This window comes from Mesorhizobium sp. 8, from assembly GCF_006351905.1.
GTDB classification, from domain to species: Bacteria; Pseudomonadota; Alphaproteobacteria; order Rhizobiales; family Rhizobiaceae; genus Mesorhizobium; species Mesorhizobium composti.
On record NZ_CP040914.1, the window covers coordinates 336,263 to 354,365 of the forward strand.

The 18,103-nt window shown below is 63.7% G+C and carries 23 protein-coding genes and 1 pseudogene; 11 read left to right on the forward strand and 13 right to left on the reverse strand.

Annotation, left to right across the window (positions count from 1 at the left end; translation table 11 throughout):
- Nucleotides 1-59: 59 nt before the first annotated feature.
- Nucleotides 60-908, forward strand: a complete 849-nt coding sequence (cysE, locus tag FGU64_RS01760; protein ID WP_139950639.1) for a serine O-acetyltransferase — start codon at nucleotides 60-62, stop codon at nucleotides 906-908.
- A 147-nt stretch (nucleotides 909-1,055) separates the two neighbouring features.
- Nucleotides 1,056-1,259, forward strand: coding sequence for a DUF3126 family protein (locus FGU64_RS01765; protein ID WP_129415718.1), 204 nt, complete (start codon nucleotides 1,056-1,058; stop codon nucleotides 1,257-1,259).
- 23 nt (nucleotides 1,260-1,282) lie between these two features.
- On the opposite strand, the gene FGU64_RS01770 is transcribed toward FGU64_RS01765, so the two are convergent.
- Nucleotides 1,283-2,020 carry a hypothetical protein gene (locus FGU64_RS01770; RefSeq protein WP_139950640.1) on the reverse strand — a complete coding sequence of 246 codons (738 nt, stop codon included), beginning with the start codon at nucleotides 2,018-2,020 and terminating at the stop codon, nucleotides 1,283-1,285.
- A 184-nt stretch (nucleotides 2,021-2,204) separates the two neighbouring features.
- Here FGU64_RS01770 and FGU64_RS01775 point away from each other — a divergent pair, with 184 nt between their 5' ends.
- A complete protein-coding gene (locus FGU64_RS01775; RefSeq protein ID WP_139950641.1) occupies nucleotides 2,205-2,732 on the forward strand; it encodes a gamma carbonic anhydrase family protein in 528 nt (175 codons plus the stop codon).
- Between the two features lie 29 nt (nucleotides 2,733-2,761).
- Here FGU64_RS01775 and FGU64_RS01780 read toward each other — a convergent pair whose 3' ends face one another.
- From FGU64_RS01780 to FGU64_RS01795, 4 genes are all read right to left on the reverse strand, one after another.
- Nucleotides 2,762-3,886 (reverse strand): helix-turn-helix transcriptional regulator, encoded by a 1,125-nt coding sequence (locus FGU64_RS01780; protein WP_136355495.1) that lies wholly within the window; start codon nucleotides 3,884-3,886, stop codon nucleotides 2,762-2,764.
- Nucleotides 3,887-4,155: 269 nt separating this feature from the next.
- Nucleotides 4,156-4,764 carry a transglutaminase-like cysteine peptidase gene (locus FGU64_RS01785; protein ID WP_139950642.1) on the reverse strand — a complete coding sequence of 203 codons (609 nt, stop codon included), beginning with the start codon at nucleotides 4,762-4,764 and terminating at the stop codon, nucleotides 4,156-4,158.
- 260 nt (nucleotides 4,765-5,024) lie between these two features.
- Nucleotides 5,025-5,642 (reverse strand): PilZ domain-containing protein, encoded by a 618-nt coding sequence (locus FGU64_RS01790; RefSeq protein ID WP_136355924.1) that lies wholly within the window; start codon nucleotides 5,640-5,642, stop codon nucleotides 5,025-5,027.
- A 166-nt stretch (nucleotides 5,643-5,808) separates the two neighbouring features.
- Nucleotides 5,809-6,447, reverse strand: a complete 639-nt coding sequence (locus FGU64_RS01795) for a PAS domain-containing protein (RefSeq protein ID WP_139950643.1) — start codon at nucleotides 6,445-6,447, stop codon at nucleotides 5,809-5,811.
- A 402-nt stretch (nucleotides 6,448-6,849) separates the two neighbouring features.
- Here FGU64_RS01795 and FGU64_RS01800 point away from each other — a divergent pair, with 402 nt between their 5' ends.
- Together FGU64_RS01800 and FGU64_RS01805 are read left to right on the forward strand one after the other, a co-directional pair.
- Complete coding sequence (locus FGU64_RS01800) at nucleotides 6,850-7,572, forward strand: rhomboid family intramembrane serine protease (RefSeq protein ID WP_246671210.1); 723 nt, start codon at nucleotides 6,850-6,852, stop codon at nucleotides 7,570-7,572.
- 119 nt (nucleotides 7,573-7,691) lie between these two features.
- Nucleotides 7,692-8,123, forward strand: a complete 432-nt coding sequence (locus tag FGU64_RS01805; protein WP_136355504.1) for a CBS domain-containing protein — start codon at nucleotides 7,692-7,694, stop codon at nucleotides 8,121-8,123.
- A 39-nt stretch (nucleotides 8,124-8,162) separates the two neighbouring features.
- Here FGU64_RS01805 and FGU64_RS01810 read toward each other — a convergent pair whose 3' ends face one another.
- From FGU64_RS01810 to FGU64_RS01820, 3 genes are all read right to left on the reverse strand, one after another.
- On the reverse strand, nucleotides 8,163-8,420 hold the full coding sequence (locus FGU64_RS01810) for a YjhX family toxin (RefSeq protein ID WP_136355507.1): 258 nt from the start codon (nucleotides 8,418-8,420) through the stop codon (nucleotides 8,163-8,165).
- Between the two features lie 198 nt (nucleotides 8,421-8,618).
- Nucleotides 8,619-9,092: an SRPBCC family protein gene (locus FGU64_RS01815; protein WP_139950645.1), complete on the reverse strand. Its 474-nt coding sequence runs from the start codon at nucleotides 9,090-9,092 to the stop codon at nucleotides 8,619-8,621.
- Nucleotides 9,070-9,432 carry a metalloregulator ArsR/SmtB family transcription factor gene (locus FGU64_RS01820; protein ID WP_139955225.1) on the reverse strand — a complete coding sequence of 121 codons (363 nt, stop codon included), beginning with the start codon at nucleotides 9,430-9,432 and terminating at the stop codon, nucleotides 9,070-9,072. The genes FGU64_RS01815 and FGU64_RS01820 overlap by 23 nt, the downstream gene beginning before the upstream one ends.
- A 154-nt stretch (nucleotides 9,433-9,586) precedes the next feature.
- Between FGU64_RS01820 and gatB the strand changes: the two genes are divergently transcribed.
- The 6 genes and pseudogenes from gatB (at nucleotide 9,587) to FGU64_RS01850 (ending at nucleotide 14,028) form a co-directional block, all read left to right on the forward strand.
- Nucleotides 9,587-11,086 (forward strand): Asp-tRNA(Asn)/Glu-tRNA(Gln) amidotransferase subunit GatB, encoded by a 1,500-nt coding sequence (gene gatB, locus FGU64_RS01825; protein ID WP_139950646.1) that lies wholly within the window; start codon nucleotides 9,587-9,589, stop codon nucleotides 11,084-11,086.
- Nucleotides 11,086-11,580, forward strand: coding sequence for a GNAT family N-acetyltransferase (locus tag FGU64_RS01830; protein WP_139950647.1), 495 nt, complete (start codon nucleotides 11,086-11,088; stop codon nucleotides 11,578-11,580). The genes gatB and FGU64_RS01830 overlap by 1 nt, the downstream gene beginning before the upstream one ends.
- Nucleotides 11,581-11,706: 126 nt before the next feature.
- Nucleotides 11,707-12,288, forward strand: coding sequence for a tyrosine-protein phosphatase (locus FGU64_RS01835; RefSeq protein ID WP_139950648.1), 582 nt, complete (start codon nucleotides 11,707-11,709; stop codon nucleotides 12,286-12,288).
- Nucleotides 12,289-12,353: 65 nt separating this feature from the next.
- A complete protein-coding gene (locus tag FGU64_RS01840) occupies nucleotides 12,354-12,752 on the forward strand; it encodes an NADH:ubiquinone oxidoreductase subunit NDUFA12 (protein ID WP_139950649.1) in 399 nt (132 codons plus the stop codon).
- Between the two features lie 431 nt (nucleotides 12,753-13,183).
- Nucleotides 13,184-13,585 (forward strand): annotated as a pseudogene (locus FGU64_RS01845) (DUF2155 domain-containing protein); the annotation flags it as partial.
- A gap of 65 nt (nucleotides 13,586-13,650) precedes the next feature.
- Nucleotides 13,651-14,028: a hypothetical protein gene (locus tag FGU64_RS01850; protein WP_139950650.1), complete on the forward strand. Its 378-nt coding sequence runs from the start codon at nucleotides 13,651-13,653 to the stop codon at nucleotides 14,026-14,028.
- A gap of 15 nt (nucleotides 14,029-14,043) precedes the next feature.
- Here FGU64_RS01850 and aat read toward each other — a convergent pair whose 3' ends face one another.
- From aat to FGU64_RS01875, 5 genes are all read right to left on the reverse strand, one after another.
- Nucleotides 14,044-14,661: a leucyl/phenylalanyl-tRNA--protein transferase gene (gene aat, locus FGU64_RS01855; RefSeq protein WP_139950651.1), complete on the reverse strand. Its 618-nt coding sequence runs from the start codon at nucleotides 14,659-14,661 to the stop codon at nucleotides 14,044-14,046.
- A gap of 170 nt (nucleotides 14,662-14,831) precedes the next feature.
- Nucleotides 14,832-16,175: an acetyl-CoA carboxylase biotin carboxylase subunit gene (gene accC / locus FGU64_RS01860; protein WP_136355522.1), complete on the reverse strand. Its 1,344-nt coding sequence runs from the start codon at nucleotides 16,173-16,175 to the stop codon at nucleotides 14,832-14,834.
- A 16-nt stretch (nucleotides 16,176-16,191) separates the two neighbouring features.
- Nucleotides 16,192-16,662, reverse strand: coding sequence for an acetyl-CoA carboxylase biotin carboxyl carrier protein (gene accB, locus FGU64_RS01865; protein WP_139950652.1), 471 nt, complete (start codon nucleotides 16,660-16,662; stop codon nucleotides 16,192-16,194).
- A gap of 25 nt (nucleotides 16,663-16,687) precedes the next feature.
- The gene (aroQ, locus tag FGU64_RS01870) at nucleotides 16,688-17,122 is read right to left on the reverse strand and encodes a type II 3-dehydroquinate dehydratase (protein ID WP_139950653.1); all 435 of its coding nucleotides are present in this window, start codon (nucleotides 17,120-17,122) and stop codon (nucleotides 16,688-16,690) included.
- Nucleotides 17,123-17,281: 159 nt separating this feature from the next.
- Nucleotides 17,282-18,097 (reverse strand): DsbA family protein, encoded by an 816-nt coding sequence (locus FGU64_RS01875; protein WP_136355539.1) that lies wholly within the window; start codon nucleotides 18,095-18,097, stop codon nucleotides 17,282-17,284.
- Nucleotides 18,098-18,103: the final 6 nt, after the last annotated feature.

The window sequence follows — 18,103 nt, forward strand, 5'->3', positions numbered from 1 at the left end:
CTGTTATCATCTGGCTTATATCAGCGGCCGGATAAGGCAAGCGGCAGCGGAGGCCTTCGATGAACAGCATGACCATGGCCCGCCCGAACGGGCTCCAGCAGGCCGATCCGATCTGGCGCTCGGTCCGCGACGAGGCGATGACCACGGTGGAACGCGACCCGCTGCTGGCGGCCTTCCTCTATTCCACCATCCTCAACCAGGACAGCCTGGAAGAGGCGGTGATTCATCGCCTGGCCGAACGGCTGGCGCATGAGGACGTCGGCGCCGACCTGATCCGCCAGACCTTCAAGGCGATGCTGGCCGACGATCCGAACTGGTCGTCGGTGGTGCGTGTCGACATCCAGGCCTATTACGACCGTGATCCGGCCTGCGACCGCTTCATCATGCCGGTGCTCTACTTCAAAGGCTTCCACGCCATCCAGACGCATCGCCTGGCGCATTGGCTGTGGAATAAGGGTCGGCAGGATTTCGCGCTCTATCTGCAAAGCCGATCCTCCTCGGTCTTCCAGACGGATATCAACCCGGCCGCCCGCATCGGCAAGGGTATCTTCCTCGACCATGCCACCGGCCTCGTCGTCGGCCAGACGGCGGTGATCGAAGACGACGTGTCGATCCTGCACGGTGTGACGCTCGGCGGCACCGGCAAGGCTGGCGGCGACCGCCATCCGAAGATCCGCCACGGCGTGCTGATCGGGGCAGGGGCCAAGATCCTCGGCAACATCGAAATCGGCCATTGCTCGAAGATCGCCGCAGGCTCCGTCGTGCTTTCGGCCGTGCCGCACAACAAGACGGTGGCCGGCGTGCCGGCCCGCGTGGTCGGCGAGACCGGCTGCGACCAGCCGTCGCGCCAGATGGACCAGCTTCTGCCGTCGCAGACGATGGATCACGTCGTCTCCTTCGATATCTGACCAGGCGCGCCCGTCGGCGCCGATATCTTGTCTCCGCGCGGTCGAGGCATAGATGCCTTTACAGCGCCGCAGTCGGCGTGCCAGAAGCCGGCGAGCCAAGCGCGGCGCCGATTGCGCCGTCGCCAGCCGTCCAACCGGAGAAAACCGTTGAAGCCTGACGAAATCCGAAAGCTCGACGCCTATTTCAAGCGCGTCTTCCAGAACCCCAAGCTGGAAGTGAAGGCACGCCCGCGCAAGGAGGATTCGGCCGAACTCTATATCGGCGACGAATTCCTCGGCCTCGTCTACAAGGACGAGGAAGAAGGGGACTACAATTTCTCGATGGCGATCCTCGACATCGACCTCGGCTGAGCCAGCCCGCCCGGCGCAGCCTTTCAGCGCGCCGTCTTGAGGATGCGTCCGGTCTCGGTCGCGATCGCCGCGTCGAGATTGCGCCAATCGGCCAGCAAGCTCTGCGGAAAGCGGTAGGTGAGGCTGAGCGCATTGCCGACATGAACGTCGCGCTCGCAAGGCGCCAGCGATTGCTCGGCGGCCGGCCCGCTCAGGCAACGGGCGACGAACGGCTCCTGTCCCGCTCTTGCCGCGACCGCCAGCACTTCGTTCACATAGCCCGACGGCTCGGTGAAGTCGTAGAGCGTCGTGCCGCCCGGCCCGGGCTTGCCGGTCGGCGCGATGAGGTTCTTGTAGATCGGCTCGAAGCGGCCGCTCATGTCACGCGACATCATGCGCGGCTCGAAAGAGACGAAGACGATCGTCCTGCGTCCGCCGACGTCGTTGAAGTCGTCGCGGGCGGCCGTGCTGTAGCCATCCATCTGCGGATAGCGGAAATAAAGGTCGAGCCGCGAGGCGATGCCGTCGCGCCGGGCACGGTCGAAACGGATGACGTTGGCCGGTACGCTGACGACGTCGTTGCCGATGACGACCTCATGCACCGTCGTATCGTCCGTATAACCCGCCTTGATGATCGAGCGGCCCAGCCATTTGCCGCCGAAACTGATGACGAGCGACAAGAGCGCCATGGCCGCGAAGGCGTAGAACACCTTCATCATCAGCGACGAATCGATCACCCGCAACTGCGGGCTGTCGACGGTTGCGGCGTTGTTGGCGGTCATTCCCGTTCTCTGTGCCGATGCGCGGCGCGCGATTTTCGCAGGCTGCAATCTGCCGCGACTGTGCGGGCGTTATGGTAAACGGGCGGTAAACGTGGCGCAGCGTGTCGTCGGCGGGATTGAAATGGTGCCGGATACGGCACAGAAAGAATGAGAGCCCACGAAGCCGACGACCATTGGAGGAGAAATGCCGCTCTATGAACTGGAAGGGAAGGCGCCCCGCCTGATCGACGCCGACAGCAACTGGATCGCTCCGGATGCGTCGGTGATCGGCGATGTCGAGCTTGGCCGCAATGTCGGCGTCTGGTTCGGCGTCGTGATCCGGGGCGACAACGACCCCATCGTCATCGGCGACGATACCAATATCCAGGAACATACCGTCATGCACACTGACGAGGGTTTTCCGCTGACGATCGGAGCCGGCTGCACCATCGGTCACCGCGCCATGCTGCATGGCTGCACGATCGGCGACAACAGCCTGATCGGCATGGGCGCCATCGTGTTGAACGGCGCCAAGATCGGCAAAAACTCGCTCGTTGGCGCTGGCGCGCTGGTTACCGAAGGCAAGGAATTTCCCGACAATTCGCTGATCGTCGGGGTGCCGGCCAAAGCGATTCGTACGCTTGACGAGGCTGCCGTCGGGCGTCTTCGCGCTTCGGCCGCGCATTACGTCGTGAACGCCCGCCGCTTCAAGGCCGGGCTGAAACGAGCCTGAATTGTTGGATTTTTACGCCGGCCCAGCCATCAGCCGCGAATCGGCAGCGACGTCGTGGCGGCGAGAAGCTGAAGCAGCTCGGTCTGGCGCGAGGTCGCTGTCTTGGCGAAGATGCTCTTGAGTTGCGCGCGCACGGTTTCCTGCGAGACGCGGAAGGCCACGGCGCAGTCCTGCACGCTCATGCCGCCGAGCAGCGCGCGTGCGACGCGATCCTCCGCCGGGGAAAGGTCGAACAGGCCGCCGAGAATGTCGGCGTGCGGCGCCGGCGCCGGCACCAGCGGCGTGACGATGGCTAGGGCTACGGTGCGGGCGAAGACGTCGTGCGCCATGCGCCTGATCGGCACCAGATGCAGGATAGCGGCCCGTCCGTGTTCGACAGTTGGCAAGGGGATGGAGGCCACGCCGCCGGTATCCTTGCGGGCCATCCGCGCGAGACTGTCGGCGAGCAGGACATCGGCGGTCGGACTGGTCAGGTAGATGCGATCGCGCGCCCGGATGCCGACCTGACCCTCGAGCGTATCGAGGAGATCGTTCTTGGCGATCACGCGCCCGTCGGCGTCGACGGCGGCGGCCGGGAGGCCGAGCCTGCGCATCGTCTCGGTGGCGTTCTGCGCCTCCTGCAAATGCAGCCGTGCAGCAAGCAGGCCGGCACGGGCAAGATGCGGCCGGAAGCCGTCGAGCAGTTTCAGGGCCGGGCTCTCGTAGGGGCCACGCTCGATCCGCCGGTCGAAGATGACGCCGACCTGATCGCCGGACGGAATGGAAATGTAGGTGCTGGCAGTCCAGCCGACCCCTGCCGGCAGCAGAATTTCCAGATTGATGATGTCGGTGGCCATTTCCGCTTCCGTCATCACGTCCAGATCAGTCATGAAGCCTGCGTAGCGCTTGGCCAGGTTTCTTTGCGGACGGGTGTTGTACTTCTCGTAGCCGCCTTCGATGTAGCGTTCCATCAGCGGCACGGCGAAGTCGGAGGCAACCCAGTTTCCCGTGCGATTTCCGTCCAGCGTGGTCAGCAGGCCGCCTTCGGCGTCGGCCATCCCGGCGAGTTTCTCAAGTATCGCGGGCCAGCGCTCCGGAACGAACGGAGCCTCGTAGATTTCGTCGATGATCGCCGCTGTGTTGTCGTTGTCCGCCATCGAATCGATGCCGGACATCAATGCACCCGACATTCTCCACCGTCTGCCCGTGGGAAGTCTAACGCATGTATCGCAAAAGTGGGAACCGGTTTCGGGAAAAAGACAGACGCAAAGTCAAAAACCCGGGGCGTTCGATTTGAAGCGGAGATCGCAACGCTTTCCGGCCCGCTTTCGGCATCCGCTAGGCTTCGGAAAAAGTGGAGCCGGCCCGGGGACGGGGCCGGCTCCTTAACCCGGTCGTTGGGGACGGGGAGGGTGGGGACTCGACCGGGTATTCCTGGCGCGTCCTATTGAACGCTGGCGACCGCGTCGGCGCGGCCGTCGTTGATGGTGACCCAGACGCCGGAATTCTGCGTCGACTGGCGCTTGAGGTAGGTGTAGTCGGTGTCGGTCCAGGCCAGCACGCGCCCTTCCAGATTGTCGAGGATGAATTCGCCCAGACTGGTGCGCACGGTCAGCACCGCGTGGCCGTCGCCGTTCGGCTGGCGTGCCACCGTCATCAGGAGATCGCCGGCCGGCACGCCCGCCTGCATCAGCCGGCGGCGCTTTTCCAGCGCATAGTCCTCGCAATCGCCGAAGCCGCTGGTGGGATAGGACCAGACCTCTTCCTTGCCCCACATTTCCATGTCGGTGCGCGGCTGGACTTCCGTGTTCACGGCGTTGTTGACCGCCACGATCGTCGCCCACAGATTGCGCGACAGTTCGACTGGACCCTGTTTCGGCGTGCGCTGCCGGCATTCGGCCGGCAGTTGCTGGCAGAATTGATAGTGGCCGACCGGCTGGGTCGTGCGGCCTCCCGTGTGCATGAAGCTTGCACCGGCATTGGCGGCAGTGGCCCACCCGGCGACCTGCATCGCCATTGCCAGAAGCAACAGCTTTCCCCTTGTCCCGAACATTGTTGTCGTCTCCCCTGTTGAGGAGACAATGACACGACCGGATTTATTTGACGCAAAAGTGCGAAGAAGATATTGAGTAAAACGAATATTGGATTAGAATAGATTTTGAATTACATAAGAATAAAATAATCAGAAAATTCCCCTGATTTTTGAAAGAGTTCATTAAGGCGCGAAATGCCCGTCGGATCGCGGGTGGCAACGATAGGGCAAAATCAAAAGGCCGGCGCGAGGCCGGCCTTGATTATCGTTGGTGAGGTTGTTCAGGACCGTTGACGGTTGAATTCCGAATCCAGCGTTTCGGGCAGCTGGACGACGGCAAATTCGATGGCGATCCCGTCCTCGAAATGGCGGACGACCTGGCCGCGCATGGTGCCGAGCACCACCTGTACGCCGATCGCCGGTTTGACGTCGATCTCGATGGCCGCGCCCGACAGCGACAGGTCGATGATGCGGCACTGGTACTGGCGCCCGTCGGTCAATTGCAGCACGCTCACCGGGTTGCGCGGCGCCGCGCGCTCGTGGCGGCGATCTTCCGGCAGGTCGAGCTCGTGCTTGTTGGCGAGCCAGGTGAGCTGGGCGGCGAGCTTGTCCTTCTTGCGCTCGGAGGCGATGATGGTCATCGCGAAGCCGTCCTGTTGGGTGCGGGTGACGACGCCTTCGACGCGGCCGATATGGTCCAGATAGGCGATGACCTTCTCGCCGGGTTCGCCGATACGATCGGTCCGCAATGCCACGTTGCCGGGTGACATGTCGATCACCTGGCAGGGATGTTCGGTGCGGTCTTCCAGCATGAAGCGCCCGTAGATCTTCACGCGGACGCGCTGGAAATTGCGCCTTTCAACCGTGGACGGCGCGTATTCGACCGCCGCTGACCTCATCACTGCCTACACCCCATTGGCATTCTCTCCGGCCGATCACCGGGAATTTCACCAGTAAACTAGGGTGGAAGAGGTTAACAAAGCAGTAAATGCGGCGCCAAAACCCGCTGAATCGTTAAGATCGGATACGTGAAGACAATGATTGCCGGCCTGCCTTGCGGTGGCTCTATTCCTCGCGGCCGCCGTCCAGGACAACAAGGTGGCGGATGCGGCGTGCCCTGCCGAATTCCGAGATGGTTTGCGGCGCTTCCAGTTCCGATGGCGCCAGCGCCGGCACGGAAATCGCCGGGCGGTTCTTGAGGAAGAGCGGCTCCCGTTCGGGGTCGATGACGCGGATGGAATCGATCAGCACGTCGACGATCGGGTCGGCGCCCAGCCAGAACGGCTTTTCGGCCGTGCTGATGATGCCGAGGCAGCGCGGATGTTCGGCGCCGCCGTCGAGCGGCAGCGCCAGAAGCTCGAAGCGGGTGGATCGGCCGGCCCGGCTGAACCCTTCATAGGTCGCCAGAACCACCGATTTCTGCTGGAAGACCCCCTGAATGAGGCGCGCCATCAACCGCTGGTCCTTCTCGCGCCACAACGAAGGGAAGGAAAAGCCTTTCAGTTCGCGCCCGTAGATGGCGCACAGCCGCGTGCCGGCGAGGCGGAACACGGCTTCGCCGCGCGTATCCTTTTCCAGGATGAACGTATCGGCGAGCAGCGTCTTGATATCGGCGGGCTCGACCTCGGTCCGCTTGGGGGCTGGGCGCCCGTCGCGCAGGCGGTTCCAATATTGAAACAGGGTGATCGATCCGCTGAGGTTCATGAACTGGTCCGTTCCCTGACGTCTGCCGTTGGTTGTCCCATCGTTGAACAGAAGGGTGGCTCCGGGACACCTTCATGCGTCGCGGAGCACAGTCCGTGCCAGCTTCGTTAAGGTTTGTTCACGGGGATCGGGGCCGTTAAGGTTAACGAATGGTTTCCGTTGCACGCCGGCGGGCGCCGTGAGAGGCTTCGAACCACTCCGGGTCGCCATGTGCGACCGTCCAGTCGGAAGTTTTCAGGGGAGCAAGGGGGCTCGACCGGCCGTTCAAGGGAAACCTTGGACGGCTTCTTTTTTGGTGATTCGCCCCGTTCCGGCATTTCGCCGTTTGTGATTCGGCCAAGGCTCCTCTACATCGGCCCAATGTCGCGATCGCATGACGAACAGACGCATGGACAACCGGCCATGGAGCCGAACGGACCGGGGACCGAAGGGCAGGCGGGGCGACCGAGCCACGAACCGGTGTTCAACCTGCCGCCGGTGGTGCTCGCCATCATCGGCCTGTGCGCCGCCATCTTCCTCTTGCAGGCCTATGTGCTCACCCCGGACCAGAACCTGGACCTGATCCGCTACGGTGCCTTCATCCCGGTGATCTATACCGGCAAGTACGGTTTCGATATCTGGGCCTTCACCAGCCCGTTCACCTATACGCTGCTGCACGGCAGTTTCCTGCACGTCGCCGTCAACATGGTCTGGCTGGCGGCTTTCGGCTCGCCGCTGGCGAACCGCTTCGGCGCGCTGCGCTTCGCCGTCTTCTTCATGGTCACCGGCCTCGCCGCGGCCTTTTTCTTCTGCGCCATCCATCCCTTCACCCAGGCGCCGCTGGTCGGCGCCTCCGGCTCGATTTCGGGCATGATGGGGGCGGCAGCGCGCTTTGCCTTCCAGATCGACCGCTCGTCGGGCAAGGCCGCCTTCGCCGGAGCGCCGCTGCCGTTTCGTCTGGTGCTGCGTTCGCGCGCGGTGGTGACGTTCCTGGCGGTGTGGATGGTCATCAACCTCATCACCGGTCTCGTCGGCTTCGTGCCGGGCAACGAGGATCAGATCGCGTGGGAGGCGCATATCGGCGGTTTTCTCGCCGGTTTCTTCAGCCTGCGCGTCTTCGACCGACCGGAAAAACCGATGTCCTGACACGCCTCGATGCCGCTTTGGATGCCCTTGCAATGCAACCAATCGCGGCGCACCATGTTCACCGGAATGTGATGGCCGGTGACGGCTGGCGCCGGCCCCATCGACCAGAGGAGGACGCCATGACTGTTAAGGCAATTCTTGCGGCGAAGGGCCACGATGTGGTTACCCTCGGGCCGAACGAGAAACTTTCCGAAGCGATCCGTATCCTCGCCGAGTACAGGATCGGCGCGCTGGTGGTGACCAATGGCGACCGCAAGATCGTCGGCATTCTTTCCGAGCGCGATGTCGTGCGCATGCTCGCCAGGGAAGGGGCTGCCGCCCTCGACACGCCGGTGCGCTCGGCGATGACGCCGAAGGTCAAGATCTGCAACGAGAACCATACGGTCAACGAGTTGATGGAGATCATGACCACCGGCCGCTTCCGCCACCTGCCGGTCGAGAAGGACGGCCTGCTCGACGGCATCGTCTCCATCGGCGACGTGGTCAAGCGCCGCATCGAGGACGTCGAGCGCGAAGCGGAGGAAATCCGCGCCTATATCGCCACCGCGTGAGATATCCGGTCGGCCTGTGCGAGCCGACCGGAAACCGGTTCAACGGTTGTCGAGTTCGGCGCGGACCAGTTCCAGCCCGCGCCGTGTGATGCGGTAAGGGCCGCCGCCGGATGAGGCGACGGCCTTCTTCCGTTTCAGTTTCCTGAAAAGGCCGAGGTCGAAACCCGGATAGCGCCAGCCGTCGCGGGTGAGACAGACGACCGTCTCGATCTTCCTGTTCTCGTTCTTCTCGATTTCGATACGCCCGCCCTGTGCGAGCAGGTGCAGGATGCGCTGTTCGGTGCGCGAAATGTCCATGGAGTGTCTTCCGGGAAAACCAATGCAAAAAACCGCTGCCGCGATCTTTCGCGGCACGGTGGCTGAAGGTTTTCTGCCCTGCCTCGCTACGAGGTCAGGGCCTCACCGGGACTGAGAATAAGTGGACATCCACTCTCCATTGGGATGGACGTCCATAGCGCGGCACGACGGAAAAGGCCACTGCCGGCTGCCGGCCGGTCAGCCTTTCTCGACCATGCGGGCCAACTGGGCGATGACGGTGCCCCAGCCGTCGTGGAAACCGAGTTCGGCGTGCTTGTCGCGATCGGCCTGACTTTTGTGCATTGCCTGAGCCACATAGTCGGTGCCTTGCGGATGGTCGCGCAAAGTGATGACGGCGGTCACGAACGGCTGCTCGGCAGGCCGCCAGCCGCCGGTGAGCGCGTTGGTGAAGACGATCCTTTCCTCGTCGTCGACCGCGAGGAAGCAGGCGTCGAGGTGGGGGGAGAACGGCTCGCCGTCCTCGCTCATGTGGGTAACAAAGGCGCCGCCGGGCTTAAGGTCCATCGCAACGACCCTGCACAAGGCCGGAGCCGGAATCCACCATTGCTCGAACCGTGTAGGATCGGTCCACGCGCGCCAGACGGCACTGCGTGGTGCCTTGATGATGCGCGAGATCGTCAGGTCCAGTTCAGGGTTCGCGATGGCGTTCATTCGTTTCGGCCCTTTCTTGTTCATCCAGTAAGAAGGCTTCCAGCCGGTCGGTCCGGGCCTCCCAGATCGCGCGCTGTTCCGCCAGCCAGCCGTCGACCGCCGCCAGCCGCTGCCGCTCGAGCGTGCAGGTGCGTACGCGTCCCTGTTTTGCGGTGCGGATGAGCCCGGAGCTTTCGAGGAGCCGGACATGCTTCATGAAAGATGGCAGGGCCATGTCGAACGGCTCCGCCAACTCGCTGATGCCGGCCGGACCTCGGCCCAATCTCCCAATTACGGCGCGGCGTGTGGGGTCGGCCAGGGCCGCGAAAACCGTATCGAGTTCTGCTGAATACTGATCCATAAGGCTAAGTATCATGGTGCGATACTTAGCGCAATGGCTAAGTTTTGTCGCGCCGGCCGTGTGCCGGCCGGCTTTGCGCTTGTCTCTCCGGTCGCTTTGCACTAGCGAAGGGCCGAGCAAAATTGCGAAAATCGCGACTTCCGGATAGCTGCCCATGACCATCGTCGACACCCGCACGCCCGACCCGAAGCGACTGATCCCCGGCGCCACCGGCGACTGGGAGGTCATCATCGGCATGGAAGTGCATGCGCAGGTCACCTCCGAGGCGAAGCTGTTTTCCGGCGCTTCGACCAGCTTCGGCGCGGCACCCAACGCTAACGTGTCGCTGGTCGATGCCGCGATGCCCGGCATGCTGCCGGTCATCAACGAGGAATGCGTCAGGCAGGCCATTCGCACCGGCCTGGGCCTGAAGGCGGAGATCAACCTGAAGTCGGTTTTCGACCGCAAGAACTACTTCTATCCCGACCTGCCGCAGGGCTACCAGATTTCGCAGTTCAAGCAGCCGATCGTCGGCGAGGGCACCGTCGTCGTCTCCGTCGGCCCCGACAGCAAGGGCCAGTACGAGGACATCCAAGTCGGCATCGAGCGTCTGCATCTCGAACAGGATGCCGGCAAGTCGATGCACGACCAGCATCCGACCATGTCCTATGTCGACCTGAACCGCTCCGGCGTGGCGCTGATGGAGATCGTGTCGAAGCCGGACATCCGCTCGTCCGACGAGGCCAAGGCCTACATCACCAAGCTGCGCACCATCGTGCGCTATCTCGGCACCTGCGACGGCAACATGGACGAAGGCTCCTTGCGCGCCGACGTCAACGTCTCGGTGCGCCGGCCCGGCGAGGGCTTCGGCACCCGTTGCGAGATCAAGAACATGAACTCCGTCCGCTTCATCGGCCAGGCCATCGAATACGAGGCGCGCCGCCAGATCGCTATCCTGGAGGACGGCGGCAAGATTGACCAGGAAACGCGCCTGTTCGATGCCGTGAAGGGCGAGACGCGCTCCATGCGCTCCAAGGAAGAGGCGCACGATTATCGCTATTTTCCCGATCCCGACCTTCTGCCGTTGGAATTCGACCAGGCCTATGTCGATGCGCTGGCCAGGGACTTGCCTGAACTGCCGGACGACAAGCGGGGCCGCCTCATCGACAAGCTCGGCCTGTCCGCCTACGACGCCTCGGTACTGGTGTCGGAAAAGGCTATCGCCGACTATTTCGAACAGGTGGCCGCCGGCCGTGACGGCAAGCTCGCCGCCAACTGGGTCATCAACGACCTGCTGGGTGCCTTGAACAAATTCGGCAAGGCCATTGAAGAGACTCCGGTTTCGCCCGCTCAGCTCGGTGCCGTCATCGATCTCATCAAGGAAGGCACCATCTCCGGCAAGATCGCCAAGGATCTGTTCGAGATCGTCTGGACCGAGGGCGGCGACCCGAAGGAGATTGTCGAGAAACGCGGCATGAAGCAGGTCACCGACACCGGCGCCATCGAGAAGGCGGTGGATGAGGTGATCGCCGCCAATCCCGACAAGGCCGAGCAGGCGCGCGCGAAGCCGACGATGGCCGGCTGGTTCGTCGGCCAGGTGATGAAGGCCACCGGCGGCAAGGCCAACCCGCAGGCCGTCAACGACCTGGTCAAGGCCAGGCTGGGCATCGAGTGATGTTCGTCCGCACCGCCGGCGAGCGCGATCTCGAAGCGATCCGCGCTTTGCTGGTGGAGACGTGGCATGCCACCTATGACACCATCTACGGTGCGGCGAAGGTGACGGAGATCACCGGCGAATGGCATTCGCTAGTCCGGCTGAAAACCCGCCTCGTCGAGCCGAACTCCGAATTCCTCGTCGCCGACGACGGCGAGGCGCTTGCCGGCGTTGCCTTCGCCAGGTCGGAAATCAAAGCGGTCAAGCTGCACCAGCTCTATGTGCGACCCGCAATGCAGGGCAGAGGCGTCGGCGGCATGCTGCTGGACGAGATCGAGGGCTGCTTCCCTGAGGCGGATAAAATCACGCTGGAAGTCGAGCCGGCCAACGAGAGGGCCGTCGCCTTTTATGTGGCGCAAGGTTTCGTCAAGACCGGCACCGTCAACGACTGTGGCCGTCAGGGGTTCGGCATCGCCGCGAACGTCTACGAGCGGCCGATCCGTTGGGCGGAATGAGAAGGCTGCGTTCGTCCACTGCGGAGTAAGCCAGCCTGCCGTTCATCGTGCGCGCATAGTTCCGCCGCATTTTTGACGGAAAGGCTGGCTGAGAGGGCGCGCCGACAGGGCCCTCGGCGGGCTACCATGACTATTCGTTCCCATATTCGCAACACGACGATTATCGCCGGCACGGCGGTGGCCGTTTTCCTGGCCATTCTGGCTTTCCAGCAGGTGCTGCGCCTCAGCGGCAATTTCCATACCGTCGTTGCCGGCCAGTTCTACCGTTCCTCGCAACTCTCCACGGCGGCGCTCGAAGGCTACGTGCATCGCTATGGGTTGAAGACCATCATCAACCTGCGCGGGGCCGAGCCGAACAGAAAATGGTATCAGGACGAAAAGCATCTCGCCGACTCGCTCGGCCTGACGATGATCGATTTCGGTATGTCGGCGACCAAGCCGATCACGAGGGACCGGGCAGCGGCACTGGTTGCTGTTCTGAAGGCGGCGCAAAAGCCGATCCTCGTCCATTGCCTCGACGGCGCCGACCGCACCGGCCTTGTCTCCGTCATTTACGCCAGCCAGGTAGCCGGTGAGGACGAGGAGACGTCAGAGAGGCAACTGACGCCGCTTTACGGGCATTTCGGCATACCGCTGGTGTCGCCGACCTTCGCCATGGATTCGAGCTGGGAAGACCTCGAGACGTTTTTCGGCATTGCCGGGTCCTAGCTCTTGCCTTCGCCGCCGCCGGACGCCATAAGCGGGCAACGGGCGGTCGCACCGCGAGGATGACGATGAAGACGCTGATCCTGCAGTTTTTCACCTGGTGGAACAGCCAGACCTGGGGCACGCGCTTCCACACCTGGCGCTTCGGCAAGAAGGTCGGCGAGGACGAGTTCGGCAACGTCTATTACGAAGGCGGAATCAATTCCGACGGCCAGACCCGCCGTTGGGTGATCTACAACGGCTATGCCGAGGCTTCCGCCATTCCGCCGGGCTGGCACGGCTGGATTCATCACCGCACCGACACGCCGCCCTCGGCCGAGACCTACAAGCCGCGCGACTGGCAAAAGCCGCACCTCCCGAACCTGACGGGAACGGCGGGCGCCTACCGGCCGAAGGGCTCCATCCTCGGAGCCGGCCGCCGCCCGCAGGTGAGTGGCGACTACGACGCCTGGACGCCGGGCTCCTGAGCCTGTTCCGGTTCGGGTTCTCGCCACATTTGCCGTTTAGCTGGTTCGCTTCGTCGCAACGCTCTACCTTTGGGCGTCGAGAATCACCGCATGCCCAAAGACGGGTCGTCCGCATGATGCCTTCCAGCCGCCTTTCGACCGTCGCCCTGGCCGCGATGCTGGCGGCCGCCTGTCCGCTGGCCGCCCATGCGCAGCAGATGCCCTGGGACCCGCCGCTTGAGAACGAGGCGCCGGCAGAGGTGCCTTTCCAGATCCAGCCGGACCCCACACAGGACCAGCCGATGGGCGAGCCGGTTCCGGACCAGCCCGCGCAGGAACCGACTCCGGATCAACCCGCCGAAGGACAGCAGCCCGCACCGGATCAGCCGACGCAGGACCAGCCCGCCGACGGTCAGCCGGCCCAGGATCAGCCGGCGCCGGCGCCGAAGGTCGAGCGCGTGAAGAACCCGATCGCCGAATTCACCGGCATCGACAAGATCACCGGCCGCATCATCACCTTCGACGTCTATATCGACGAGACCGTGCAGTTCGGCGCCTTGCAGGTGACGCCGCGCGTCTGCTATTCGCGCCCCGGCGCCGAGGAGCCGAAGACGGATTCCTTCGTCGAGGTCGACGAGATCACGCTGGACCGCAAGATCCGCCGCATTTTCACCGGCTGGATGTTCGCCGAAAGCCCCGGCCTGAACGCTGTCGAGCATCCCGTCTATGACGTGTGGCTGAAGGCCTGCAAGCAGAAGTCCGACGTGCCGCCGCCCGAAAGTGTCAAGGCGCCCGCCACCACGACCGACACGGTTCCCGATTCGGCGTCGGCCACGGCCAAGCCGGCCAACTGACCGGAACCGCTACCCGCGCCGCGCGTTTGGTGCGGCGGACGGGCGCCAGCGGGACGGAGCAGGTTATGACAGCCAGCGAGAAGGAACTTCTCGAAATCGAGAAAGGGTTCTGGACCCTCGGCGAAGCGTATTTCAAAGCCCACGCCGACAAGGAATGCCTGGTGGCTTTTCCGGACATGACGATGGCCATGAGCAACGCCGATCTCGCGGCGACCGCGAGGAACCCCAACCGCTGGCGCGATCTCTCCATCGATCTCAAGGGCATGGTCGAACCCGGCAGCGATGTCGTCATGCTGAGCTACGAGGCGCATGCGACGCGTGAGGGCGGCGAGCCCTATGCGGCGCTCGTCAGCAGCGGCTACGTCCACCGCGCCGACGGCTGGAAACTGATGTTCCATGGTCAGACGCCACTGACCGTGGACCACGGCAAGAAGAAACGGTGAACCGTCCGCCATCTCTTAGGGGTTGAAGGTCGCGCTGCCCTTCAGCGCCTCGGCCAGCATTGTCTCGTATTTGGCCCGCGGCACGTCGACGGCGCCGAAGCGCTTCAGGTGTTCGGTGGTGAACTGCGTGTCGAGCAGCACGAAATTCCGCGCTTTCAGCCGCTCGACCAGATGGACGAGGCAGACCTTGGACGCATCGGTCTCGCGCGAAAACATGCTTTCGCCGAAGAAGACGCGGCCGAGCGACACGCCGTAGAGTCCGCCGACCAGCCGGTCGTCGCGCCACGCTTCGACCGAATGGGCATGGTCCATGCGGTGCAACTCGACATAGGCCTGCCGGATCGGCGCGTTGATCCATGTCGAGGTGCGTTCCTCGCGCTTTTCCGCGCAGGCGTCGATGGTCGCCTCGAAATCGGAATCGAAACGGATGTCGAAACGGCCTTTGCGCAAGGTCTTGGCGAGGCTCCTCGGCACATGGAAGCCGTCGAGCGGAATGATGCCGCGCGTTTCCGGCCGCACCCAGAACACCTCCGGGTCCGACGCGCTTTCCGCCATCGGAAAGACGCCCGAGGCGTAGGCCTTGAGCAGCAGGTCGGTCGGAATGTGGAAACCGGGCGCGTAGGGACGGGTCATGAAGGTTCGTTGATATTCAGGCCACATCGGCCTGCAAATGTCGGCTTGCTGTGCTTCCGGTGCTCACGTACCCAAATGTACGCTCCGCTCCGGTTCTCGCAACCCGGCATTTTGGTCGCTACGCGCCCATCTTCGATTCCGGCTCGCTCTGACCTGAATCTGAACGAACCTTATCCTTCCTTGGCCAGATATTTCTCCAGCCAGTGGATGTCGTAGTCGCCGTTGGCGATGTCGGGGTTGCCGACGAGGTCGCGGAACAGCGGCAGCGTCGTCTTGATGCCGTCGACGACGAACTCGTCCAGCGCGCGCCTCAGCCGCATCATGCACTCGACGCGGTTGCGGCCGTGCACGATCAGCTTGCCGATCAGCGAGTCGTAGTAGGGCGGGATACGATAGCCCGAATAGACACCCGAATCGACGCGGATGCCGAGGCCGCCCGGCGTGTGGAAATGCGTGATCGTGCCGGGCGAGGGCGTGAAGGTGCGCGCATCCTCGGCGTTGATGCGGCACTCGATGGCGTGGCCGTTGAACTTGATGTCTTCCTGCCTGACCGAAAGCCCGGCGCCGGAGGCGACGCGGATCTGCTCGTGCACGAGATCGATGCCGGTGATCGCTTCCGTCACCGGATGCTCGACCTGCAGGCGGGTGTTCATCTCGATGAAGTAGAACTCGCCGTCTTCGTAGAGGAATTCGATGGTGCCGGCGCCGGAATAGCCGAGATCGGCCACCGCCTTGGCGCAGATGCCGCCGATCCTGGCGCGCTGGTCGGCGTTGAGGGCAGGGGAATTCGCCTCTTCCCAGACCTTCTGGTGGCGGCGCTGCAGCGAGCAGTCGCGCTCGCCGAAATGGACGCCCTTGCCGAAGCCGTCGCCGAACACCTGCAACTCGATGTGGCGCGGCTTTTCCAGGTATTTCTCGATATAGACGGCGTCGTCGCCGAAGGCCGCGCCCGCTTCCTTGCTCGCCGTCTGCAACGCCTCGATGAGGTCGTCCTCGGTGCGCGCTACCTTCATGCCGCGCCCGCCGCCGCCGGCGGAGGCCTTGATGATGACGGGATAGCCGATCTCGGCGGCGATGCGCTTGGCGTCCTTCTCGTCGGAGACGGCGCCGTCGGAGCCGGGAACCACCGGGATGCCGAGGCGCTTGGCGGTGCGCTTGGCCTCGATCTTGTCGCCCATGATGCGGATGTGGTCGCCGGTCGGGCCGATGAAGGTGATGTTGTGAGCCGCCAGTATATCGGCGAACTTGGCATTCTCCGACAGGAAGCCGTAGCCCGGATGCACGGCGTCCGCGCCGGTGATCTCGCAGGCGGCGACGATCTGGTGGATGTTGAGATAACTGTCGCGCGACGGCGGCGGCCCGATGCACACGCTCTCGTCGGCGAGCCTGACATGCATGGCGTCGGCGTCGGCGGTCGAATGCACCACCACCGTCTGGATGCCGAGCTCCTTGCAGGCGCGCAGGACCCGGAGCGCGATTTCGCCGCGATTGGCGATGAGGATCTTCTGGAACATCGGCCTTTTCCCGGCCTTATTCGATCACGACGAGCGGCATGCCGAATTCGACCGGCTGGGCGTCCTCGATGAGGATGGCCGTCACCGTGCCGGCGCGCGGTGCCGGTATCTGGTTCATCGTCTTCATCGCCTCGATGATGAGCAGTGTCTGGCCTTCCTTGACCTTCTGGCCGATCTCGACGAACGGCTTGGCGTCGGGCGAAGGGGCGAGATAGGCGGTGCCGACCATCGGCGAGGGCACTGCGTTCTTGGACGGATCGGCAGCCGGCGCGGTGATGGGCGCTCCGGCAGTCGGCGCAGCGGCGGGCGGAACCGGGGCGGCGTAAGCCGGCGGCGCGGCGAAGGCCTGCACGGCCGGCGCCTGGCGCGAGACGCGCACCTTGAGGTCGCCCAGTTCCACCTCGATTTCGCTGAGGTTGGTGTCGTTCAGAATGCCCGCGAGATCGCGGATCAGCTGCTGGTCAACACCGGTCATTTTCGTCGACATGATCGATCCTTCTTCTTGTCCGCGCTCAGAACCGGGCCGCGAGCGCTTGCAGCGCCAGCCTGTAGCCGAGTGGCCCGAAGCCGCAAATCATGCCGAGCGCATGCGGAGCGACCATCGAGACGTGGCGGAACGGCTCCCGCGCGTGGATATTCGACAGATGCACTTCCACCACCGGCACCGGTGCGGCGGAACGGATGGCGTCGTGAATGGCGATTGAGGTATGCGTATAGGCGCCCGCATTGAGAACGATGCCGGCCGCGGCGCCGCCCGCCTCCTGCACCCAGGAGACGAGATCGCCTTCGTGGTTGGACTGGCGGAAATCGATCGCCAGCCCGAGTTCCTCACCGGCCTTGCGGCAGTCGGCGGCGATGTCGTCCAGCGTCTGCGTGCCATAGATGGACGGCTCGCGCTTGCCGAGCATGTTGAGGTTGGGACCGTTGAGGACGAAAATCGTTTTCAAAAATACAGACCTTTCCCGGCGCCGCCGCGGGCGGGCGCCGGACCCTCTATAATGGGCATAGTCCACCGCGAAAAGAGCGCAAGTGCCTTCTTCGGCTGTCCACAATAGCTGCATGGGCAGGCCGGCGGCGAGGAACGCCGGCTTGCGGATATCGAGCCGTCAGAGCGAGGCCTTGGCGGCTTCGATCTTCTCGGCAAGCACCTTCTGGCCGAGCGCGCCGAAGATCACCTCGTCGCCGACGACGTAGGAGGGCGTGCCGGTGATCGCCAGCTTGTTGGCGAGGTCGTAGGTCTTCTCCAGCGCCGCCGGGATATCGGGGTCCTGCATGTGTTCGCGCAGCTTGCCCTCGTCGGCTCCCAGCGACAGCGCGATCTTGATCGCCTTGGCTTCCGTCGCACGCCCTTCGCCGCCGAGCAGGGCGGTGTGGAACTCGCCGTACTTCTCCGGCATCAGCTTGTGGAAGGCCATCGAGACCACGCTGGCCTTGTGCGAATCCGGGCTGAGAATGGGGAATTCCTTCAGGACGAAGCGCAGGTCCGGGTCGGCCTTGGTCAGCGCCTGCATGTCTTCCATGGCGCGTTTGCAGAAGCCGCAATTGTAGTCGTAGAACTCGACGATGGTGACCTTGCCGTTGGGGTTGCCGACGACGCCGTCGAAGGCCGAATTGAAGATATCGCCCTTCTGGTTCTTGATGACGTCCAGGTGGGCGAGGCGTTGTTCTTCCTTCTGCTTGGTTTCCAGCGCCTCCTGCACTTCGAGCAGGATTTCCGGATTCTTCAGAAGGTAGTCGCGCACGATCGCTTCCACCTCGGCGCGGTCGAGCGTGCCGCCGGCCGGGACCGTCGTGGTCGAGGCGACCTTGATCACGTCCGGCGCGGCCTGCATGGCAGGCTTGTTGCCTGCCGCATAGCCGGCGCCGAGCATGGCGAGCGCGGCGATGGCTCCGGTCGCACTCAGAAGAACTGCCTTGTTCATGATCCC